This is a genomic window from Streptomyces cellostaticus, assembly GCF_023630175.1.
GTDB classification, from domain to species: domain Bacteria; phylum Actinomycetota; class Actinomycetes; order Streptomycetales; family Streptomycetaceae; genus Streptomyces; species Streptomyces cellostaticus_A.
Genome location: NZ_JALLIN010000038.1, coordinates 13859 through 33633 on the forward strand (window position 1 = coordinate 13859; position 19775 = coordinate 33633).

Consider the following 19775-nt stretch of genomic DNA (forward strand, 5'->3'; position numbering starts at 1 on the left):
CGGCTGCGCGGCCCGCTCCGGGCCCCTTACGGGAGGCGGGGGGCCTGCGCGCGGCGTGCGCGCAGCGGCACCGCGTTCGGTCGTCACCCGGTGTGCCTTCGCAGCGCGGCGAGGGTCTCTTCGACCAGCGCCCGCGCCTCGGCCACCGTTGCCGCCAGCGACCGCGCGGTACGGCCGGGCGCCGCCAGCAGGCCGCGGACCCGTGGGCCGAAGCCGCTCGGCGCCACCGGCAGGGCCTCGGCGACGGCCAGCGCGCCCTTCTCGTTCAGGCACCAGCGCCGCTCCGCCGCGAACATCGCCTGCACCAGCACCCCGACGGCCCGGGACAGGCAGAGTGAGACGTGGAGCGGGTCCGCCCGCGCCGCACCCTTCGCGGCGATGCCGGTCAGGAAGTCCGCCTCCCAGGCTCCCGCCGTCAACGCGTCGCGCAACGGCTCGGGGTACGTCGCGGTCCGGCGCCGCAGGCCCGTCAACTCGCCGGTGGGATCGGACAGCACCTGGCCGAGCGCCACCTCGCCCACATAGCAGGGTGACCAGAATCCGAGCGGATGCCCCGGCTGCGTGCCCACTTCGTAGCGGCCCTCGCGGCAGTCCGACCACACCCGCTCGACCCGGTCCAGTTCCCGCAGGATCCAGTCCACCGCCACGCCGTCGACCTTGAGCCACGCACCACCGTTCACCCAGGGCCCCCACCCGCCCGGGCCGGCCACCTCGGCATCGGGGCCGGCCAGCAGGCGCAACGCGGCGACGTCGAGTTCGCCGCGATAGTAGACGCCGAGGTCCCAGTCCGAGTCGTCCTGGTGCTCCCCGCGTGCCCGGCTGCCGCCGAGCATCACCGCGACCACACCCGGCACCTCGGCCAGGCGGTCGGCCATGTCCTCGACGATCACTCGCACGGAGCCGAGTCTCCCAACCGCCGGCGCGCCGGGCCGGGCGTTCGCGCCGGCGGTCGCCAGGACAGGGGGCGCCGTCCCGCCACCCGGCGGAACGCGTGGGCCGTCGCCGTGTCCGAGAGGCGCGGCCGCGCCCCTCTGCCCGGAGGTTCGCCCGCGCCACCGGGCCGGCGCCCCGGTGGCACGGGCCGCCGGCGCCGCCCGCGCCGATGGTGCGCCGTACGCCCGCGCGGAAGCAGCGCGGCCGGGCCAGGACGACGCTTCCCCTCGCTCATGTCGCGTCGTCTCCGGCCGGAGCGGTCACGGCCGAGGCCGTCCGGCGCGGGGTGCGCGCGTCCAGCCGCAGGCGCAGCCGCCGCGGGTGGTAGACGGTGGCCAGCGGCACCGGGCGGATGTCCATGCCGGGCTCGCAGGAGACCCGCCAGCGGCCGAGGATGGTGGCGAGCCCCAGAGCGGCCTCGGTCCGTGCGTAGAGGTCGCCGATGCACTTGCGGGCACCGGTGCCGAACGGCACGTAGGCGTGGCGGGAGGCCGGAGCGACACGGTCCGGGAGCCAGCGGTCGGGGTCGAACCTCGTGGGGTCCTCGAAGGCGTCCTCGTACTGGGCGACCGCGGCGGGGCTGAAGACGACGGTGGAGCCGGCGGGAATCCGGCGGCCCGCGAGTTCGGTCGGGGAGGTGGTGAGGCGGGTGAACAGCCAGGCCGGCGGGTGCAGTCGCAGCGTCTCGGAGATGATCCGGTCGGTCAGGGAGAGTTTCGGCAGGTCGTCCCACTGCGGGGCACGGCCGTCGAGGACGGTGTCGATCTCGTCGTACAGCGCGGCCTCGATCCCCGGGTGCTGGGAGAGCAGGTAGAAGACCCAGGTGAGGGTGCCGGCGACGGTCTCGGTGCCGGCCGCCATGACGGTGATGACCTGGTCGTGGATCTCCTTGTCAGCGAGCCGCCCGCCGTCGTCGTCGCGGGAGGCGATCAGCGCGGCGAGCAGGTCGTCGTGCTCGGTGTCGGAGCTGCGGTAGTCGTCGATGAGGAGCTGGGTGGTCTCGTGCAGGAAGTCCAGGTTGCTCCGGTAGCGGCGCTGGGAGGGCAGCGGCAGCCGGCGGATCGGGGCCGGCAGGAACATCTGCCGGAACAGACCGTTGAGCACGACGTCGAAGGAACGTTCCACCTTGTCCGCCAGCTCGGGGCTGACGGGTGTGGAGTACAGGGTGCGGCCGACCGTGCGCAGGGCCATGCCGTACATCTCCGGGAAGGCGTCCACGACCGTGCCGTCCTGCCAGCGTGACGCCGTGTCCGCGATCTCGGCGTGCATGGCCTCGGCGTACCGCTTGAGCCGGCCGCGGGTGAACGCCGACTGCATCAGCCGGCGCTGGCGGCGGTGGTCCGCGAAGGGGCAGGTGACCAGGCCGTTGCCGGCGATGTCTCGGGCGCGGTCGTAGAACACGCCGCCCTTGTCGAAGAGGCGGTCGTTGGTCAGGACGTGCCGCAGCAGTTCGGGGTGGGTCGGAACGTAGGCCGTGGTGGGGCCGATCCTGATCTCGACCAGGTCGCCGTGGGCCGACAGCGAGGTCATGAAGTTCACGGGGTGACGCATCATCTGGAGGGCGTGTCCCACGACGGGGAGCGCCCCGGGCGCCGCACCCGCCGAGAACGTGGTCTGCTCGGTCATTCGATTCTCAACTTCCCGTCTCTGCGATCTGATGACAGCCGTTCCGGTCCGCCCACGGCCGCGCCCCGCGACGGCCGGGCGCGGGCGCGGGGTGCTGGTGGGCGGTGCCGCCGGGGTCCGCTGCGAACGCCCCGCCGTCCGCCCGCGGGGCAGGCGGGACCTTCGCACCGGGCCCTGAGGGCCATCCCGCCCCGCGATCCCCGGCGGGCGCCCGACGACAGCCGCGGCACCTCGCGGCGTTGCCGGATCGCCCGGACACACCCGGTAGGAGGAGCCCCTTCCGCCCCGCGACGCACCGCATCCGGCCGTGCGCCGGTCCACCGGGGATCACGGGACAACCCTCAGCGCGCGGTGCTGCCGAGTTCCTCCAGGTAGCCCTGGGCGCCGGAGGCGAGCGCGAACTCGGCGTCGTAGCGGCCCGATGAGCGGTGCCAGTCGTAGGAACCGCGGATCACGGTGCGCACCGCGTCGTCGCGGTAGCGCTCCAGGGCCTCGCGCTCGGCCCCGTCGAGCCGGTAGATGTCACCCACCTGCGGCAGGCAGGACTCCATCAGGAGGTACTGCTCCAGGCGGACGCGCACCTCGCTCTGGATGTGGGCGACGCTGCGGTCCTTCGACCAGCCGTGTTCCCGGCGCAGGATCATGACCATGTTGTTCTGCTCGCCGCGGGCCTCCTCCTTCTCCAGCGAGGCGATGTCGTTGAGCAGCAGGTTGACGTCGACGGCGATCTGGAGCACCGCGGAGAGCACGGCGCTGTCGAAGACCCGGTGCGGCACCTCGAACCGGCCCGCGCGCTCGGCGAGGTCCACCGTCGGCTGCACCCCGATGGTCTGCCGGCGCACGGCCAGGTACTGCGCGGCGGAGTCGTAGCGGATGTCCCAGAAGCGGCTCTCCGCCTCGTCGACGTAGCCGTCGAGGTAGCTGCGCCAGTGCCGGGCGCTGCGCGCGCACCAGGCGGGTGACATGCCCTCGCTGGTGCGCCGCCAGATGTCGGCGAAGCCGTGGGCGATGGGCGGCGCGGTGTCGGGGAGGGGCCCGTCCAGCGCCGCGGCGACCGCGTCGGTGAGCCGTTTGGTCTCCTCCGGGTTCTCGCCCCGCGGCCCGTCGAAGAGGTCGTCGAAGAGGAAGAACCACGACATCAGGTCGACGCCGAGGTCCAGTTCGGCGCCGGTGGCGTGCGGGTAGAAGCGGGAGGCCAGGTCGGCGTAGCCGCCGCGCAGATGGCGCGTGGCCGCCGCCTCGGACTTGATCAGCCCGAGCGAGCGCGGCCAGACGAGCTGCTCGGCGTCGGCGCGGGCGTGGTCAGGGCTCTGCCGACCCGGCAGGGGTATGTGGAAGTCGACGTCCTGGGGCATGGGGGAATCCTTAGGAGTGGGTTGCAAGGAGGCGGCGGGCGTGATCGTGCCCGGGGACACCGTGCTGATCGGGAAGCGGGCCGCGGCGGGGCGGACGGATACGGAGCCGGTCCGGCATCAGACCTCCCGGTCGACGACGAACCGTCCCAGCGCGAGGAGTTCGTCCCGCGCGCCGGCGTCCAGCTCGGCACCGCGCAGCGCGGCCTCGGCCAGCGCCGTCCGCCGGGCGGCCTCGGCGAGCGCCCAGTCCCGGCCGCCGGCGTCCTCGATCAGTCCGGCCACGCGCCGCAGTTCCTCCGTGCCGGGTTCGCCGGAGGCGGTGAGCCAGGCGGCCAGCTCCCCGCTGAGCGGGCCCCCCTGGTTCAGCGCGTGGCTCACCGGCAGGGACTTCTTGCGGGAGCGCAGGTCGGAGTGGACCGGCTTGCCCGTGACGGCCGGGTCGCCCCAGATGCCGAGGACGTCGTCGACGAGCTGGAAGGCGATGCCGACCTGGTCGCCGAAGAGCGCCAGCGCGTCCACCGCCGCCTCCGCCGCCCCCGCGAGGACGGCGCCGATCGCGGCGCTCGCCGACAGCAGCGCCCCGGTCTTGCCGGCGGCCATGTCGACGCACTCCTCGACCGTGACGTGCGAGCGCTGTTCGAAGGACAGGTCCTGGACCTGGCCGCGGATCAGATGACGGGTGGTACGCGCAAGCAGCCGGGCGGCGGGTGCCGCCGTCGGCAGCCCGGTGTCCAGCAGCACCTCCTGGGCGAGCGCCAGCATGGCGTCCCCGGTCAGGATGGCGCTGGAGGGGCCCCACAGCTTCCACACCGTGCGCCGGTGACGGCGCTCCTCGTCGCCGTCCATCAGATCGTCGTGCACCAGGGAGAAGTTGTGCACCAGTTCCACGGCGACGGCACCGGGCAGAGCGACCTGGGCCGGTGCGCCGACCGCCTCGGCCGACAGCAGCGCGAGCGCCGGCCGTACGGCCTTGCCGGCGTCGGCGCTGGTGGGCGCCCCGCCGGCGGTGCTCCAGCCGAGGTGGTAGGCCGCCTGGTGACGTGACCGGTGGTCGAGCCGGTCGACGGCGGCGCGCAGCGCCGGAGTGATCGTGACCCGGCTGTGCTTCAGGCAGGCGGGGGCGCTGCTCATGCGGCGACCTCCGCACACCAGGGTGCGGCCGGGTCGTCGAAGATGCTGACGACCTGGCGCATGACGCGCCGTTCGGCCGGGGCGAAGGCCTGTTTGGCGTGGACGGTGCCGAGCTGGTCCCACATGACGATGTCCCCCGGCCGCCAGGTGTGCGCGTACGTGTACTGGGGCTTGCCCGCGTGCGCCAGCAGTTCGTCGAGCAGCTTGCGGCTGTCGTCGGGGGCGAGGTCCACGATCCGTTCGGTGTTCAGGGTGCTGACGTAGACCGACTGGCGGCCGGTGCGCGGATTGCGGGCGATGAGGGGGTGGACGGTGGAGGTGCCGTCCTCGGGCTGGATCCGCTCGGTGCCCTCCCCGAGGGACACCTCGCCCTGGAGCTCCTCCTCGATGGTCTCCTCGTACCCGGTGCGCAGGGCGTGGCGGACCCGGTAGGAGTGCAGACGCCTGCGCTCCTCGGGCGACAGCGACTCGTACAGGGCGTACATGTCGGTGAAGAGGGTCTCCCCACCGCCGGACGCGGGCACCTCCACGGCCTCCAGGAAGCCGACTTGGGAGACGCGGGGGCGAAAGGAGTAGTCGGTGTGCCAGCCCATCCACCCGGCGTCGCCCACGCCGATCTTCCGGCCGTCCTCCACCAGGTTGGAGACGATCAGGATCTCGTTGTGGTCGGGGTGGGCGCCGTTGGTCAGTCCGGTCTTCGGGATGTACCCGAAGCGGCGGCCGAAGGCCAGGAACTCCTCGTGGGAGGGGGTCTCGTGACCGCGGAAGGCGAGCACGAGATGCGTGTCCAGCGCCGCCCAGATCTCCGCCGTCTGGGTGCTGTCCATGTCGCCGGTGACCTGGGCGCCGTGCACGACGGCGCCGAGAGCGGAGCCGGGTATCGGCGTTACGTCCATGGGCGTTGCCGCCTTTCGCAGAGGGGACGGAGGGTGGTCAGCGCAGCTCCAGGCCGGCGAGGTCGCCCGCCTCGCGCCAGCGCCTGAGGATGTTCACGAACTCCACGGAGCCGCCGCCGTAGCTGGAGTTGAGCAGGGGCAGTCCGCCCGGGTCGCCCTCGTTGTTGTAGAGGCCCGGTGTGCAGTTCTCCAGGAAGTCCAGGTCGTTGCTGGCGAGCCGGAGGATCTCCTCGACCCATTCCTTCTCGCCGGCCTCGGAGGCCTCCACGATCTGGTGGCCCCGCTCCTCCACGCACCTGACGATGTGCGCGAGGTGCCGGGTCTGCTCGCCCAGCATGTAGGCGATGTTGACGTGCCGGCCGGCCTGGGCCTTGGACAGGATGAAGCAGTTGGGGAAACCATTCACCTGGAGTCCGTGCAGGGTGCGTGCCCCGTCCGCCCACTTCTCCGACAGCCTCACGCCGTCGCGGCCGACGATGTCGTAGCCGGCGCGGTCGGTGTACGGGACGGCGAACTCGTGCTCGTAGCCGGTGGCGAAGACGAGGCAGTCGACCGGGTACTCCCGGCCGTTCGCGACCACGCCGGCCGGGGTGAGCCGCTCCACGCCCCGCCCCTCGGTGTCGACCAGGGTCACATTGGGCCGGTTGAAGGTCTGGAGGTATCCGTCGTGGAAGCAGGGCCGCTTGCAGTACACGCGGTAGTACGGCTTGAGGGCGGCGGCGGTCGCGGGGTCGGCTACGACGTCGTCGATGCGGGCGCGCAGCTCCTCCATCTTGGCGAAGTCCGCCCGTTCGGCCGCGAGGGCCCGTTCCTTCGGATCGCCGCCGGTGTCGCCGGTGGGCAGGATCGCGGCGGCAAGCTTGGCCGTGGTCTGGGTCCACCGGTCCTGGACCAGGTCCTCGTCCTGCGGGACACCTGAGGTCAGCGCGTGGAAGTTCTCCATCCGGTGCTGCTGCCAGCCCGGTTCCAGGCCGTCCGCCCAGCCCGGCGGGGTGGGCCGGTTGCCGCGGACGTCGACCGCGGCCGGGGTGCGCTGGAATACGACGAGCTGCTCGGCCCACTCGGCGAGGTGCGGGGCGAGCTGGATGGTCGTGGAGCCGGTGCCGATGACACCGACCCTCTTGTCCCTCAGCCCGGTCAGCCCGCCGGTGCTGTCGCCGCCGGTGTAGTCGAAGTCCCAGCGGCTGGTGTGGAAGGAGTGCCCGGCGAACGTCTCCAGGCCCGGCAGGCCGGGAAGTTTGGGACGGTGCATCAGACCGATCGACATGGCCACGTACCGGGCCCGGAACAGATCACCGCGGTCGGTGCTCACCAGCCACCGCCCGGCGGCCTCGTCCCAGCGCAGCTCGGTGACAGTGGTCTGGAGGAGGGCGTCGCGGTACAGGTCGTACCGCTGGGCGATCCGCCGGAGGTGGGCGAAGATCTCGGGCCCGGTGGAGTACTTCTCGGTGGGTATCGTGCCGATCTCTTCGAGCAGCGGCAGGTAGATGTAGCTCTCGACGTCGCACCGGACGCCGGGGAAGCGGTTCCAGTACCAGGTGCCGCCGACGTCGCCGGCCTCGTCGATCAGGCGGATGCGCTCCAGGCCGGTCTCCTCGCGCAGACGGGCGCCGGTCAGCAGGCCGCCGATGCCGGCACCCACGACGGCGACGTCCACCTCGTCGGCGAGCGGCTCGCGCTCCCGCCACCCGGTGTAGGGGTCCCGCGCGTAGCGGCGGAAGTCACCGCGCGCGAACTGGTAGGTGCGGCCCGAGGTGCGCTTGTCGCGTTCCTGCCGGTATTTCTCCCTCACCGCCTCCAGGTCGACGGTCGGTGTTCCATCGCTGCGGTCGTCGCTTTCGGCGCGGGCCACGGCTCCTCCTCGGGGGAAGGGGGCGGAAGGGAGACATGACGCCACACGTCGTCGAACTGGTCGCGCAGCCGCGGTGGGGCGTCGGAGTTGGTGAAGAGATAGAAGCGGTCGGTGCCGAGCGCCTCCCACACGAGTGCGGCGACGTCCTCGGCGCTCATCGAGGTGTCACCACCCGCGCCGCGCGGGGCCGTCAGACCTCGGACCATGGGAGTGTCGACCCGGCCGGGACACAGCACCGAGACCCGGACCCCGGTGCCCCGCAGATCGGCGCGCAGACTGCGGGCGACCGCCAGGTCGGCGTGCTTGGAGGCGGCGTAGGCGGCGCTGCCCGCACCGACGACGAAGGCGGACATCGAGGCGGTGTGGAGCAGATGTGCCGGCCTGCCGCGCTCCAGCAGCCGGGGGACGAAGGCGCGGGCCACCAGGACGTGCGCCCAGTGGTTCACCTCGAAGACCTGCCGCATCCGCTCCAGCGGCACCTCCCACAGGGGCCGGCCGACCGGGCCGAGGACTCCGGCGTTGTTGCACACCACGTCGACGTCGCCGAGCACGTCGAACGCGGTGTCCGCGAGGCGCTCGACGGCTTCCGGGTCGGTGAGGTCCGCGGTCACGGCGGTGACCCGGGCCCCCGCCGCGGCGAGTTCGCCGGCCCGGTGGCCCAGCGCGTCGCCTTCGACGTCCGCCATGACCACGTCCATGCCGGAGCGGGCGAAGCGGGCGCTGAGAGCGAGGCCGATACCGCTGGCCGCGCCGGTCACCACGGCCGTCCTTGTCTGTAGCTGCACTTGGCTGTCTCCGCTTCTGCGCGTGGGAACGCCGAAGGACGGCGCGCCCTCGCCGACGAGAGGGTCCGGATCGGATGCGCCGTTCGAGGGGCGCCCGCGTCATCTCGGGTCGGGGAGCTTCAGACTGATCACGAGTACGGTCATCGTGAAGCACACCAGCAGGGCGACGACGAGCACGGCCGCCGACACCGTCGACAGCCAGCCGGACAGTGAGACGTACAGGGTTCCGCCGACGGTCGCGCCCAGCGCGGTCGCCATCTGCTGGCTGGTCACCAGCACACCGCTGCCCATGCCGGCCTGGGCGGGGGGCACGTCGGCGAGGATCATCCGGAACAGCGCCGGACCGGTCAGCGCCGCGCCCACCCCGAACAGGCCGATCCCGACGAGCACGAGCGCCAGGGAGGGGTGTGGCCAGCCCAGTCCGATCGCCAGCGCCAGCAGCGGCAGACCCGCGCACTGGACGACGGCGCCCAGGGTGACGATCCGGCCGCCGAGGGCCGCCGCGATCCTCGGGGTGAACAGCGTCACCACGAAGAACGCCGCGGCGAACGGCACCAGCACCCCGCCGGAGGCGAGCCCGTCCAGACCGAAGTGCCCCTGCCCGACCAGCGCGTAGACGAACAGGAACGCGCCGAAGCCGGCCGAGAACGGCACCATCGCCGCCAGCCCTCTGCGCATCCCGGGACGGGACAGCACCGACGGGGACAGCAGCGGCGAGCCGCCGTGCGCCTCCAGCCCGCGCTCGACCCGGACCAGGGCCAGCGCCGCCACCGCGGCGACCGCGAGCAGCGCCCACAGCCACAGCGGCCAGCCCAGGTCGGGGCCGGCCACGACCACGGCCAGGACACAGACCATGGTCACACCGAACAGCAGGGTGCCGACCGGGTCGAAGCCCGGCTTCGCGCCGGCCCGGGTGGCGGGGACGCGCCGGACGGCCAGCAGCGCGGCCGCGCCGACCGGCACATTGATCGCGAAGACCGACCGCCAGCCGATCCCGGCGACGTCCAGCGAGACCAGCAGCCCGCCCAGGATCTGCCCGACGACCATGCCGAGGGCCGCGGTCGCGCCGTACATGCCGATCGCCCGGGCACGCGCCTGCCCCTCGGTGACCGCCTGGATCGTCGCCAGCACCTGCGGCACGAGCATGGCGGCGGCGGCGCCCTGCAGCAGCCGGGCCGTGACCAGGAGCTCGATGGTCGGAGCGAGCCCGCACAGCGCCGAGGTGAGGGTGAACGCCGCCAGCCCGCAGGCGTACACGCGCCGTCTGCCGAAGGCGTCGCCCAGCCGTCCGCCCAGCACCAGTCCGAGGGCGTAGGTGAGGCCGTAGCCGGACACCACCAACTCCAGCGCGGCAGCGCCGCCGTGGAGGTCGTCACTGACCGAGGACAGCGCCACGTTGACGATGGAGGCGTCCACGATGGACAGGGCGTATCCGGTGAGCACCACCACGAGGGCGACACCGCTGAGCCCGGGAGCGGACGGCGCGGGGCCGGCCGTGGGCTGCCGTGTCGCGTCGGGCTCCGTCAGAGGGGGGACACCCTCGCGTTTCGTCATGCGCTGCCTACCCTGGCGCTTGTGGGGGACGGTTGAGGCCGGTGCGGAGGCGGCGACTCACTCGGTGGTGGTGGGGGTGCCGGTGATCTTCGACATGATCCCCTTGGAGGCGTCCTTCGCGGACTCCGGCCAGGGGGTCAGGGCGTTGAACCCGCGGGGGGAGGAGGCCGGCTGGATACGGGTGTCCATCGACATCCGCATGGCGGCCGGGTCCACCGAGACGTTCGGAAGGGACTTGTGGCACATGAAGGCATGGAAGACGATCACGTCGCCCGGTTCCATGGGTGAGAACAGCAGCCGCTCGTCCGCGCCGAACTCCTGTGCCGGGATGCCCCGCACGGGGTGGCCGAAGCGGCGGAAGCTCTCGGTGACGACGTGCTCGCGCGGCCCCTTCTTGTGGCTGCCGTCGGCGACGGCGACGCCGCCCGTGCCGCGGGTCGTCGGGAGCAGCGGTATCCAGGCGGTGCGGAAGTCCTTGTTCGGGCCGATGTAGAAGCCGTCCTGGTGCAGCGGCGTCAGGAAACTCGGCTCCGCGGTGTCCGGCGCGGAGGGGTAGTAGCGGATCGTCGTCGACTTGAAGACGAAGACGGGCTCGCCGAAGACCTTCTCCCAGACCTTGAGGGTCGAGGGGTGGTTCCACAGGTCGTCGTACCTGACGTGGTCGTGCATCGCCACCTCGTCGACCGCCTCGTAGGACTCTATGGAGAGGGTGTCCAGGGTGGTGCCGGGGGCGGCGTGGCCGAGTGCGACCAGGCCCTCGAGCATCTGCTCGGCGGCGGTCGCGACGAGTTCGCCGTCCAGGGCGCCGCGCAGATAGACGTAGCCGTGCTCGTCGTAGAACCGGTCGAGGGCCTCACGGTCGTCGAGAAGGGGTGTGCAGTCGACGTAGTCGCTGAAAGTGTCCGGCATGGTTCCTTGTCCTCGTGACGTCTGTGCGTGGGGGAGGAGCGGCAGAGATCCGGGCGGGCCGACGGCTTCGACCGTGCGGTGCGGGCCACCTGTGACCATGAAGGGTGGCCGGGTGTGACTTCGCTCGCGCGACACCGCTCAGAAGGTGACGGGTATTTCGTCGAACCCGCCGGTGATCCGGTGCTCCTGCCAGTGCAGCGACTCTTCGGGCACCGCGAGCCGGAGACTCGGCAGCCTGCGGAAGAGCCGCTCGAACACCGCGGTCAGCTCGATCCGGGCCAGCGTGCGGCCGATGCAGTGCCGGGCGCCGTGCCCGAACGCCAGGTGCGACCTGGGCTTGTTGCGGGTGACGTCGAACAGGTCGCCGTCGGGGAACGCCCGGTGGTCGTAGTTGGCCGCGCCGATGGCCAGCATCACGGCGTCCCCGGTCCGGATCACCTTCTCCCCGACGGTGATGTCGCCGTGCGCGTAGCGGGGTATCAGGGCGTTGGATCCCCTGCCGCCGACGCCCAGGCGCAGGATCTCCTCGACCGCGGCCGGCGCGAGTCCGGGATCCTCGGTCAGCAGGGCCCGCTGGGCGGGGTTGCGCAGCAGCAGCAGGGTGCCCAGGTCGATGCGCACGATGGTGGTCTCGTAGCCGAACAGCAGCACGGCGTTGCCCAACTGGGCGATGTCCGCGTCGGACAGGGCGCCGTCGGTGTCGGCGATCAGCTCGGACAGGATGTCGTCGCCCGGCTCGACGCGCTTGCGCGCCACCAACTCCAGCATGTAGTCGACGACCTGCTGGAAGGTGTTCGCCGAGTGCTGGTTGTCGCTCTGGTCGAACGTGCCCCTCGCCCACAGCCCGAACCGCTCCCGGTCCGCGAGCGGCACGCCGAGCAGGTCGCAGACCACCATGGTCGGCAACGGGAACGACAGGGCGCGGTGCAGGTCCACCGGCGGAGTGTCGGCGGCCAACCGGTCGAGCAGCTCGTCCACATGGTGCTCGATCCTGGTCTTCATCAGGCGCATCCGGCGCGTGGTGAACCGGGGGACGAGCAGGGCGCGCATCTGCGCGTGCCGGGTGGCTTCGGTCTCGTGGTCGTCCCCGGCCATCAGGGCGACCATGAAGGCCCGGGCCGCGCTCTTGGCCGACGGCTCCGGGTTGGGATCGCTGAGGGAGAGCCGCCGGTCGGCCAGTAGCGACCGCACCTCGTCGTAGCGTGTGACCAGCCAGGCGTCGTCGCCGGGGGTCCGCACCCTGGTGATCGGCCCCTCCCGCTGCAGTGCGAGCATCTGGGGGGCGATGCCGATTATGTCCGGGTTGTCGAAGGGTAAGCTCGGAAGTTCCTTCATGGAGTCTGTCCTCGTGGCGTCGCGCAGGGGCTTCGTCGGGCATCCGGGCACTCGGGCACGCCGGTGGCCTCGGCGGCGCCGGGTGCGCTGCGCGCCGTTCACGGGCGCGCCGGGACGTCGTCCGCCGCTTCGGCGGGCGACCGTTGCTGACGTACGGGTGGTGCAGACGCCGGGTCGGCGGGGAGCTACAGCGACGACCCGATGAGCAGTGAGAGGTCGATGAGGCGGTTCGAGTAGCCCCACTCGTTGTCGTACCACCCGACGACCTTGACCTGCGGCCCGGACACCCGGGTGAGTCCGGCGTCGAAGACGCAGGAGGCGGGGTCCCCCACGATGTCGGTGCTCACCAACGGCGCGTCCACGTAGGAGAGCAGGCCCTTGTACGGTCCCGCGGCCGCCGCCGCGTACGCCTCCTTCACCTCCTCCACCGTGGTGCCGCGGCGGGTGGTGACCGTGAGGTCGGTGACCGAGCCGGTGGGGACGGGCACGCGCAGGGCGAAGGCGTCGAGCCGGCCGGCCAGTTCCGGCAGGACGAGGCCGATCGCCTTGGCGGCGCCGCTGGAGGTGGGCACGATGTTCAGGCCCGCGGCCCGGGCCCGGCGCAGGTCCTTGTGCGGGGCGTCCTGGAGGTTCTGGTCCTGCGTGTAGGCGTGGACCGTGGTCATCATGCCCGTGTCGATGCCGACGGCGTCGTGCAGCACCTTGGCCAGGACGCCGAGGCAGTTGGTGGTGCAGGAGGCGTTGGAGACGATGGTGTGGTGCGCGGGGTCGTAGTCCCCGTCGTTGACGCCCAGCACCACCGTGAAGTCCTCGCCGCTGGCCGGAGCGGCGATGATGACCTTCTTCGCCCCGCCTTCGACGTGGGAGCGCGCCTTGGCGGCGTCGGTGAAGATGCCCGTGGACTCGATAACGATGTCCACCCCCAGGTCACCCCAGGGCAGGGCGCGGGGGTCACGCTCGGCGAGGACCTTGATCGTCCGGTCGCCCACGCGGATCGCGCCGGGCTCGGCGGTGATCTCCTCGGGGAAGCGCCCCAGAATCGAGTCGTAGGCGAGCAGGTGGGCCATCGTGGGCACGTCGCCCAGGTCGTTGACGGCGACGATCTCCAGCTCCGACGTCCGCGCGGCCGCCGCGCGGAAGACGTTGCGACCGATGCGCCCGAAGCCGTTGATGCCGATTCGCACAGTCATTGGTGTGTTCCTCACCTAGCGCTCTACCAGTCCATTGACGCGCCGTTGCGCCGAGGTGCCATGCACACCGTGCGCCTGGACGAGGCGCCGGCCCGCAATCGATCAGGAGCTTATATAAGTCTGCGATACATTTCCAGGGTGACTCCTACTCAGCGTGCCGACAGCAACACCGACTTGGATGTCGGTGACCTCATCGCGGCGATCGAGAACTTCAATCGCTACTACATCCGGCTTCCCGCCGTGCAGAAGCTGTCGTTCACGACGCTGTCCGTGCTGGACACGCTGGCCGTCGGTGGTCCGAAGCGGCTGACCGAACTCGCCAGGACCGAGCAGATCAGCCAGCCCGGACTCACCCAACTGGTCACCCGGCTCGAGCGCGACGGGCTCGTGGAACGGCGCCCCGACCCGACGGACGGACGCGCCGTCCTCGTCCACATGACCGACAGCGGCCGAAGGGTCGGCCGGTCCAGGCAGGAGGACCGGGGCCGTCACCTGATCCCGCTGATCGCCCAGTTGACTCCGGCGGAGCGGCAGGCGATCGCGGCGGCGCTGCCCGCCCTGACCCGCCTGGCGGAACTCGGTACCCAGGCCGGACAGGCCGGACGGTAGGGGCCGCCGTTCGGCGAAAGGCCTCGGCCGTGCCCGTGGCCCGACGGCGAGGGTTCCCCTCCCGCGCGTCCTGCGGCGCGGACGCCGCCGGGCGGCCGGCTGCCGGGCCCCGGCGCCCCACTGGTCGCGGCCCTCGGCGAGCGGCCGCGACCACGGTGGATCCGGACCGGACCGGCCCGAGCCCTCCCGGGCCGGAGAACGCCGGGCCCGGTCACCGGCTACCTGCCGCTCCGAAAAGGGCCGGACGCCCACTGTCGCCCGGTCGAGCGGTGCCCGCAAAAGCCGTCGGAAATGGTGTGCCCCTCATCCCGTAGTGGCGCGGCGCCTCAATTCCCGGCGCTGATTGCGGCTCATTCCGTGGGCCGCGCATAGGGGTTCGGGGTACCCCGCACCGGTGGGTGGCGCTGTCGGTTCCAAGGCGCCGTCCAGTCCGGCTGCTCCCGGCTCTCGTGGTGGGCCGGAGCGAGCCCCAGTGCGAAGAGGGTGGGGGTCCATTCACCTCACCCACGAAGATGCCCCAGCGGTCGGCGCGCTCCAGGTCCTCGATCCTGCTGGAGGTCGGCCACGACACGAGGGACAACCCGATGGACGCGGTCGCGGCGAGGTGGGCGTGCTCACTCGTGACGCCCGCGTCGTGCAGCTTCTTGACGATCACGGTCGCTCCCGGCGCCGTCCGATGGCGTGTCCCGTTGTCGACAGAAGATCCGATGAGTGTGGAATGAGTCGATGATTCCTCTTCGGCTCCGCGGCGGCCCCCGGATGCGCTGGACCGGTACGGCCTCGTACCCGCCTCACGCCCGCGACGCCGATACGGTGAGGGGGCTACCAGGTCCGACCGGGCCGGTAGTCGCCCACGCTCCACTCGTGGCCCTCCGGGTCCAGGACCCGTGCCCTGCGGCTGCCCCAGGGGGTGTTCTCGGGCGCTATGACGTCGCGGGCGCCGGCGTCGACCGCCCGGCGGTACCAGTCGTCGACGTCGGGGGCCTCGGGCAGGAAGACGTAGAGGCCGCTGCCGCTGCTGGTCCCGCGCAAGGGCGCGATCGTGTGGTCCCGGTCGGCGCTCGCGATCATCAGGACGATCTCGCCCATGCGCACCTCGGCGTGCACGACGCTTCCGTCGGGCCCGTCCTGCCGCGTCGTGACCTCGAAGCCGACGGCCGTCAGCCATTCCAGGGCCGCGTCGGGATCGTCGTAACCGAGGTAGGCGTGGAGTCGTGCTCCGGCTCGGTCGGACATGGTGGCCTCCGGTGGTCGGGGTTCACTCCTCCTTCGCCGCATGGCGGGCCACGGGATGCGCTCCGCCCTGCCCGGGGTGTGACCCGCGGCCGACTGGTTCGCCGGCCGCGGGTCGCAGGGGTGCCGCAGGCGAACGGATGCACCCGGGCGGCCTCCGCTCCTGGTGAGGGTGCAGGCGTAGGTCTCGGGGCCGGGTACGCGGCAGGCCTCGGTCTTGACGCAGCAGGGTCCGGTGCCGGACGCGGTGCGGGTGAAGGAGAGCGCCTCCGCCCTCCCCGCGCCGTCGTCGACGGACCGGACCGGGGTGCCGCCGTTCGCGTCCGGGAAGTACCCTGTCAGCCCGCCGGCTGGAGCTTCAGGGGGACGGCACGGTCGCGTACGGGCAGCAGGCAGCCTTCGCGCTCGCTGCACGCGCCGTAGGTGAGGACGACCCGCGCACGGTCAGCGTCTGCGCCCCCGACGCGCCGCACCGGAAGTTCGAGGGTGATCCGGCCGTCCCGGTAGACCGGCAGCCGGACATCGAGGCCCGCGGGGCGCAGCACGCGCTCCTGGGCGTCGGTGGTCGCCGGGCCCGTGGGGCGCAGGGCGCCCCCCGCACGGATGCGGGTCGGGATGCCGATTCCGTCGACGCCCCCGTCGGGAAGGGCGAGGCTGTACAGGTGGAAGCCGGGCCGCTCCGGCCGCAGGTCGGCGAGGACCCGCAGGCCGCTGTCACCGGACTCCACCCGGACCGACACCGCCACGCCACCGGCCGAGAACGGGGCGGCCACGGCCGCCGGGCCGCTTTCCCCCGCCCCCGCACAACCCGTGAGCGCAAGGACGGCCATCGCCAGCGTGAGCGCCGTGCTCGTGTGCGCTCCGCGGACGCGGAGCCGGGCGACTATGCCCATCGCCGCAGGAACTCCTCCACCTGATCGGCCGACATGGTGCGCGCGTCGGCGAACTCACCACGGTTCGTGGCGGTCTTGGTGCGGCCGGAGGCGGGGTCGAGGACCGCCAGCGCCGGTATGCCGCTCGTCCGCAGGTTCACATAGCGCCCGGCCACATCCAGATTGCGGTCGAACTCGCCGACGTCGACGCTCACCACGTGGTACTTCGCAAGCGCCGCGGACGGCCCGGGTTCCTCGAAACGCGCGCCCAGGACACGGCAGTCCAGGCACCAGTCGGCGCCGAAATCGATGAGCACGGGACGGCCGTCCTTCTTCGCCGCCGCGAGGGCGGCCTCGATGTCCGCCGCGGCGTGTGCGTGCGCGTCGTAACCGTGCGCGGGCTTCGCCGGTGTGGCGGACGCCGTGGACGGTGTGGTCTCCGCCGGCCGGGTGTCGCGCGCGGCCGTGGCGGAGGGAGGGGTTTCATGGGACGCGGCGGTCGTTCCGGCGCAACCGGTGAGCGCCAGCAGGGCGATTCCGGTCAACTGCGTGGTGATCGGGAACAGGTGACGTCTCATATGTCTCCTCGTTGTCTCTCCGGTGGTGCCGGCCGCCGCCGGCCGGCAGGGCGCCACCACCTTTATGCGGCCGTGTTCCGGTGCCGAAGCCCAGGGATGATCCAATCACGCCCTCGACAGGTGAGGCGCACCGATGTTCGACCCGTGATGAGCGTCCCGCCCGCGGCACGGAGCCGAGGCGGTTCCCGGACGGCACCCCGGGAGTCGCGCCCGCCGCCGGGCACACCACGGGCGGACCCTCGCCGTGGGCAAACACCGACACCGTGCCGGGGTGCGCCTCTACGATGGGGAGGCCGAAGCCGCGCGGCCCGTCAGCGCATGGCCGGGAGGGGAGGGACCGTGGCAGCGGAACGCAGCCTCAGCAGGTTCTCGGGGTGGTCGGAGCTCCAGCCGTTGTGCACCAGCGGAGTGCTGGAGGACCGGCGCCCGTTCTTTTCCGGGACGAACGTGCAGAGCCGGATGTCCGAGGTGCGGCGGGCGATCAACCACATCCGGATCCACTGGGACCGCTACCCCGAATTCATGGCGGAACTGCGCGCCCACATGGAGCGGGTGAGTCCTGACTCCCCGGGAGCGGACGACCCAGGACTGGACGGCCAGTTGGCGGACCTCTTCGCCAGCACCAAGGACTGGGCCGACCGCCGGGTGGACGGCGGTCCGCAGCCGGAGGACTACAGCGCGGTCCGCCTCTACACGTCGGACGCCGGGTACCAGCGCATCTTCAGCACCATCAACACCGCGTTCCGCACTGTGTCGCTGACCGGCGACCCGGTTGCCCTGCGCAGCGCCGCGTTCCTCGTGGAGCTCTTGAGCATCGACCTGTTCAACTACCGCCACACGCACCGCACCGCCGACAACTTCCAGGGCACCGTCTACCGGGGCATGGCGGTCACCGCCGAGGAACTGGCGGCGTTCGCCCGGGCCGCCGCGGGCCCGGTCGAGCAGCGCTACCTCTCCGTTCCCCTGGCCATGATGTCGGCCAGCCGCAGCCGGGCGAAGGCGACGGCCTTCGCCCGGGAGACCGCGAGGCGCTTGCCCGATCGCCGTCCACTGCTCTGGAGCATCGACGTCGCCGGGCTGCCGCCCGAACTCCTGAACGTCTATCGCTCCGCGTTCCCGGAGAGCACCGTCACGTCGATGTGCGCCGTGCCCGTGCACGGGCTGTCGGAGTACGCGTACGAGAAGGAGGTGCTGCTGCGCGGGCCCTTCTTCCAGATCCTCGGCATGAGGGAGGACGACGCCGGGGGTCCGGGCCGCGGTCCGATGCACACCATCGAGGCCGTCATGCTCAACAGCAATCGCGACCACGTCACCACGATCGCCTCGGACGAGGGGGAGGACCGCCGGGCCAGGGACCTCTTCCGCACGATCGTCACCCTGCACCGCGCGGGACTCTGCCTGGACTACGCCCGCACCCGCGGATTCGACGCGGACGCCGACTTCTACCGCGCACAGCTCGACAGGAACAGGGCCGAATTCGACCGGCTCGCGGCGGCCGCGTAGCACCGGCCCCAGCGGATCGCAGACCGGAGGACGACGATTTGACCGTCACCGCGCCGGGCCCCGCACCCGGACTCGGCCTCTACTACCCGTACTTCCACGTCCGCGACGAGCGGTGGCTGAAGATGTCCGCGCTGTACTGGCCCGCCATCGTGCGCATCGTCCCCGAGGACTATGCGACGCGCGACTCGCGGACCGTGCGCGTTCTGGCCGACCAGGCCGGCTTCATCCAGAACGCCGGCCCCACGGCCGCGATGGACGCCATCGCACCGCGCTTCCTCGAACTGCTCGCGGGCCACGAGGGCGCCCTGCGGGCCGGACTGCGCGTGGAGCAGCGCGACATGGCCGCGTTCGACCACACCGTCTCGGGTACCTCGGCCGCGGCGCCCCACCGACCGCGCGTGGCCGCGCTCCACGAGAGCCAGATCCGCCCCGACCTCGCGCGGGCCCTGGTGGAGGCGGGGTTGGCGGTCCGGGGGCGGCTGACCCTGTCGCACGAGGTGGACGCGCGCTGGCTGGTCCTGCGCGAGCGCTTCGTCTCCCTGTACATGAGCTGCCTCGCGCAGGAGTTCGCCTCCGCGAACCACCTGGAACCGACCACCGACCAGCCTCATGCGTTCGCCCTCGCCAACGGCTGGTCGGCCGACCTGCTGGCCGGGTATCTGCTGCGGACACCCGTGCGGGCGACCGCGCCGGCCGGGCCGTCCCTGGCCGAGCGCGTCGGCATCCTCGCCCTGGGGCTGGTGGTGCCCGCGGACATCGACCGGGTGTCCGCCGAGCAGATCGTGCGGCTGCGCCGACGCCACGGCCGGGAATTCCTCGCCTTCCGCCAGGCCGTGGGCCAGGCCGCCGCCGAACTGGCGTCCCTGGCGGACATCCCGGACGGCCGGACCCTGGACGCCTATCTGCGGAACGAGGTCAACGACCGTTTTGCCGTCCCGCTGGCCGAGTTACGCCAGTGCCTGGCCGGGATGAACCTCGGCGTCGCGACGGCCGCCGTCAACGTCAAGACGCAACTTCCCTCCAGTGTGACGCTGGCCGGCGGCGCCTGGCTCGCCGGCCAGCCGCTCGTGGCCGGTGCGGTGGCCGCCGGGTTCGGGCTGCTCGCCATCGGCCACACCTCCCGACAGGCACGGAGCACGGCCATGACCGCCGCGGGTCCGGCCGCGTACCTGCTGCACACCGGGAACGCCCTCAGCCAGCGCCGCCTGCTGTCCCGCACCCTGCACCGGATGACCGGTATCGCGGGCCCGGCGGCGCGCGGCTGACGCCCGCACCCGGGGGAGTGGACGCCGGGCCGGTCGCACCGCCGGGAGAGGTGGCCGCGCCGGTCCGTGCTGTCCCCGCGGATCCCGCGGGATTCCCCGACCCGGCAGGGCGGAGGCAGCGGCAGTCCGGTCGAGCCGATCACCCTGCC

At 72.3% G+C, this 19775-nt stretch carries 17 protein-coding genes; 3 read left to right on the forward strand and 14 right to left on the reverse strand.

The window, feature by feature from the left end; translation table 11 throughout:
- Window positions 1–83: 83 nt before the first annotated feature.
- The 11 genes from MXD57_RS22875 to gap form a co-directional block, all read right to left on the reverse strand.
- The gene (locus MXD57_RS22875) at window positions 84–875 is read right to left on the reverse strand and encodes a DUF4037 domain-containing protein (RefSeq protein WP_250403675.1); all 792 of its coding nucleotides are present in this window, start codon (window positions 873–875) and stop codon (window positions 84–86) included.
- Between the two features lie 289 nt (window positions 876–1164).
- Entirely contained in the window at window positions 1165–2559 is a 1395-nt protein-coding gene (ptlI, locus tag MXD57_RS22880) for a pentalenene oxygenase (RefSeq protein WP_250403633.1), read from the reverse strand.
- A 341-nt stretch (window positions 2560–2900) separates the two neighbouring features.
- The gene (ptlA, locus tag MXD57_RS22885) at window positions 2901–3914 is read right to left on the reverse strand and encodes a pentalenene synthase (protein ID WP_250403634.1); all 1014 of its coding nucleotides are present in this window, start codon (window positions 3912–3914) and stop codon (window positions 2901–2903) included.
- A gap of 117 nt (window positions 3915–4031) precedes the next feature.
- A complete protein-coding gene (locus tag MXD57_RS22890) occupies window positions 4032–5045 on the reverse strand; it encodes a polyprenyl synthetase family protein (RefSeq protein WP_250403635.1) in 1014 nt (337 codons plus the stop codon).
- Window positions 5042–5941, reverse strand: coding sequence for a neopentalenolactone/pentalenolactone F synthase (ptlD, locus tag MXD57_RS22895; protein ID WP_250403636.1), 900 nt, complete (start codon window positions 5939–5941; stop codon window positions 5042–5044). The genes MXD57_RS22890 and ptlD overlap by 4 nt, the downstream gene beginning before the upstream one ends.
- Window positions 5942–5978: 37 nt before the next feature.
- On the reverse strand, window positions 5979–7793 hold the full coding sequence (ptlE, locus tag MXD57_RS22900; protein ID WP_250403637.1) for a neopentalenolactone/pentalenolactone D synthase: 1815 nt from the start codon (window positions 7791–7793) through the stop codon (window positions 5979–5981).
- Window positions 7730–8578 carry a 1-deoxy-11-beta-hydroxypentalenate dehydrogenase gene (ptlF, locus tag MXD57_RS22905; protein ID WP_250403638.1) on the reverse strand — a complete coding sequence of 283 codons (849 nt, stop codon included), beginning with the start codon at window positions 8576–8578 and terminating at the stop codon, window positions 7730–7732. Before ptlF ends, ptlE begins: the two co-directional genes overlap by 64 nt.
- 99 nt (window positions 8579–8677) lie before the next feature.
- Window positions 8678–10132, reverse strand: coding sequence for an MFS transporter (locus tag MXD57_RS22910; protein ID WP_250403639.1), 1455 nt, complete (start codon window positions 10130–10132; stop codon window positions 8678–8680).
- Window positions 10133–10189: 57 nt separating this feature from the next.
- Window positions 10190–11041 carry a 1-deoxypentalenic acid 11-beta-hydroxylase gene (ptlH, locus tag MXD57_RS22915; RefSeq protein ID WP_250403640.1) on the reverse strand — a complete coding sequence of 284 codons (852 nt, stop codon included), beginning with the start codon at window positions 11039–11041 and terminating at the stop codon, window positions 10190–10192.
- A gap of 138 nt (window positions 11042–11179) precedes the next feature.
- Complete coding sequence (gene penM, locus MXD57_RS22920) at window positions 11180–12376, reverse strand: pentalenolactone synthase (RefSeq protein WP_250403641.1); 1197 nt, start codon at window positions 12374–12376, stop codon at window positions 11180–11182.
- 185 nt (window positions 12377–12561) lie between these two features.
- Entirely contained in the window at window positions 12562–13566 is a 1005-nt protein-coding gene (gene gap, locus MXD57_RS22925) for a type I glyceraldehyde-3-phosphate dehydrogenase (protein WP_250403642.1), read from the reverse strand.
- Window positions 13567–13704: 138 nt separating this feature from the next.
- Here gap and MXD57_RS22930 point away from each other — a divergent pair, with 138 nt between their 5' ends.
- Window positions 13705–14175: a MarR family winged helix-turn-helix transcriptional regulator gene (locus MXD57_RS22930; protein ID WP_250403643.1), complete on the forward strand. Its 471-nt coding sequence runs from the start codon at window positions 13705–13707 to the stop codon at window positions 14173–14175.
- 822 nt (window positions 14176–14997) lie between these two features.
- Here the strand turns inward: MXD57_RS22930 and MXD57_RS22940 are convergent.
- From MXD57_RS22940 to MXD57_RS22950, 3 genes are all read right to left on the reverse strand, one after another.
- Complete coding sequence (locus tag MXD57_RS22940) at window positions 14998–15411, reverse strand: VOC family protein (RefSeq protein WP_250403644.1); 414 nt, start codon at window positions 15409–15411, stop codon at window positions 14998–15000.
- A 335-nt stretch (window positions 15412–15746) separates the two neighbouring features.
- Window positions 15747–16301 (reverse strand): hypothetical protein, encoded by a 555-nt coding sequence (locus MXD57_RS22945; RefSeq protein ID WP_250403645.1) that lies wholly within the window; start codon window positions 16299–16301, stop codon window positions 15747–15749.
- The gene (locus MXD57_RS22950; RefSeq protein ID WP_250403646.1) at window positions 16292–16858 is read right to left on the reverse strand and encodes a thioredoxin family protein; all 567 of its coding nucleotides are present in this window, start codon (window positions 16856–16858) and stop codon (window positions 16292–16294) included. The genes MXD57_RS22945 and MXD57_RS22950 overlap by 10 nt, the downstream gene beginning before the upstream one ends.
- A gap of 339 nt (window positions 16859–17197) precedes the next feature.
- Between MXD57_RS22950 and MXD57_RS22955 the strand changes: the two genes are divergently transcribed.
- Both MXD57_RS22955 and MXD57_RS22960 read left to right on the forward strand, forming a co-directional pair.
- Entirely contained in the window at window positions 17198–18361 is a 1164-nt protein-coding gene (locus tag MXD57_RS22955; protein ID WP_250403647.1) for a hypothetical protein, read from the forward strand.
- Between the two features lie 38 nt (window positions 18362–18399).
- Window positions 18400–19626, forward strand: a complete 1227-nt coding sequence (locus MXD57_RS22960; RefSeq protein ID WP_250403648.1) for a DUF6236 family protein — start codon at window positions 18400–18402, stop codon at window positions 19624–19626.
- Window positions 19627–19775: the final 149 nt, after the last annotated feature.

Bases quoted from the DNA above. Each gene is read 5' to 3' on its own strand.
- MXD57_RS22940 (WP_250403644.1), bottom strand. From the start codon at position 15,411: ATGTCCGACCGAGCCGGAGCACGACTCCACGCCTACCTCGGTTACGAC.
- gap (WP_250403642.1), bottom strand. From the start codon at position 13,566: ATGACTGTGCGAATCGGCATCAACGGCTTCGGGCGCATCGGTCGCAAC.
- ptlH (WP_250403640.1), bottom strand. From the start codon at position 11,041: ATGCCGGACACTTTCAGCGACTACGTCGACTGCACACCCCTTCTCGAC.
- MXD57_RS22890 (WP_250403635.1), bottom strand. From the start codon at position 5,045: ATGAGCAGCGCCCCCGCCTGCCTGAAGCACAGCCGGGTCACGATCACT.
- MXD57_RS22950 (WP_250403646.1), bottom strand. From the start codon at position 16,858: ATGAGACGTCACCTGTTCCCGATCACCACGCAGTTGACCGGAATCGCC.
- ptlA (WP_250403634.1), bottom strand. From the start codon at position 3,914: ATGCCCCAGGACGTCGACTTCCACATACCCCTGCCGGGTCGGCAGAGC.
- MXD57_RS22945 (WP_250403645.1), bottom strand. From the start codon at position 16,301: ATGGGCATAGTCGCCCGGCTCCGCGTCCGCGGAGCGCACACGAGCACG.
- ptlI (WP_250403633.1), bottom strand. From the start codon at position 2,559: ATGACCGAGCAGACCACGTTCTCGGCGGGTGCGGCGCCCGGGGCGCTC.
- ptlD (WP_250403636.1), bottom strand. From the start codon at position 5,941: ATGGACGTAACGCCGATACCCGGCTCCGCTCTCGGCGCCGTCGTGCAC.
- penM (WP_250403641.1), bottom strand. From the start codon at position 12,376: ATGAAGGAACTTCCGAGCTTACCCTTCGACAACCCGGACATAATCGGC.
- MXD57_RS22910 (WP_250403639.1), bottom strand. From the start codon at position 10,132: ATGACGAAACGCGAGGGTGTCCCCCCTCTGACGGAGCCCGACGCGACA.
- MXD57_RS22875 (WP_250403675.1), bottom strand. From the start codon at position 875: ATGGCCGACCGCCTGGCCGAGGTGCCGGGTGTGGTCGCGGTGATGCTC.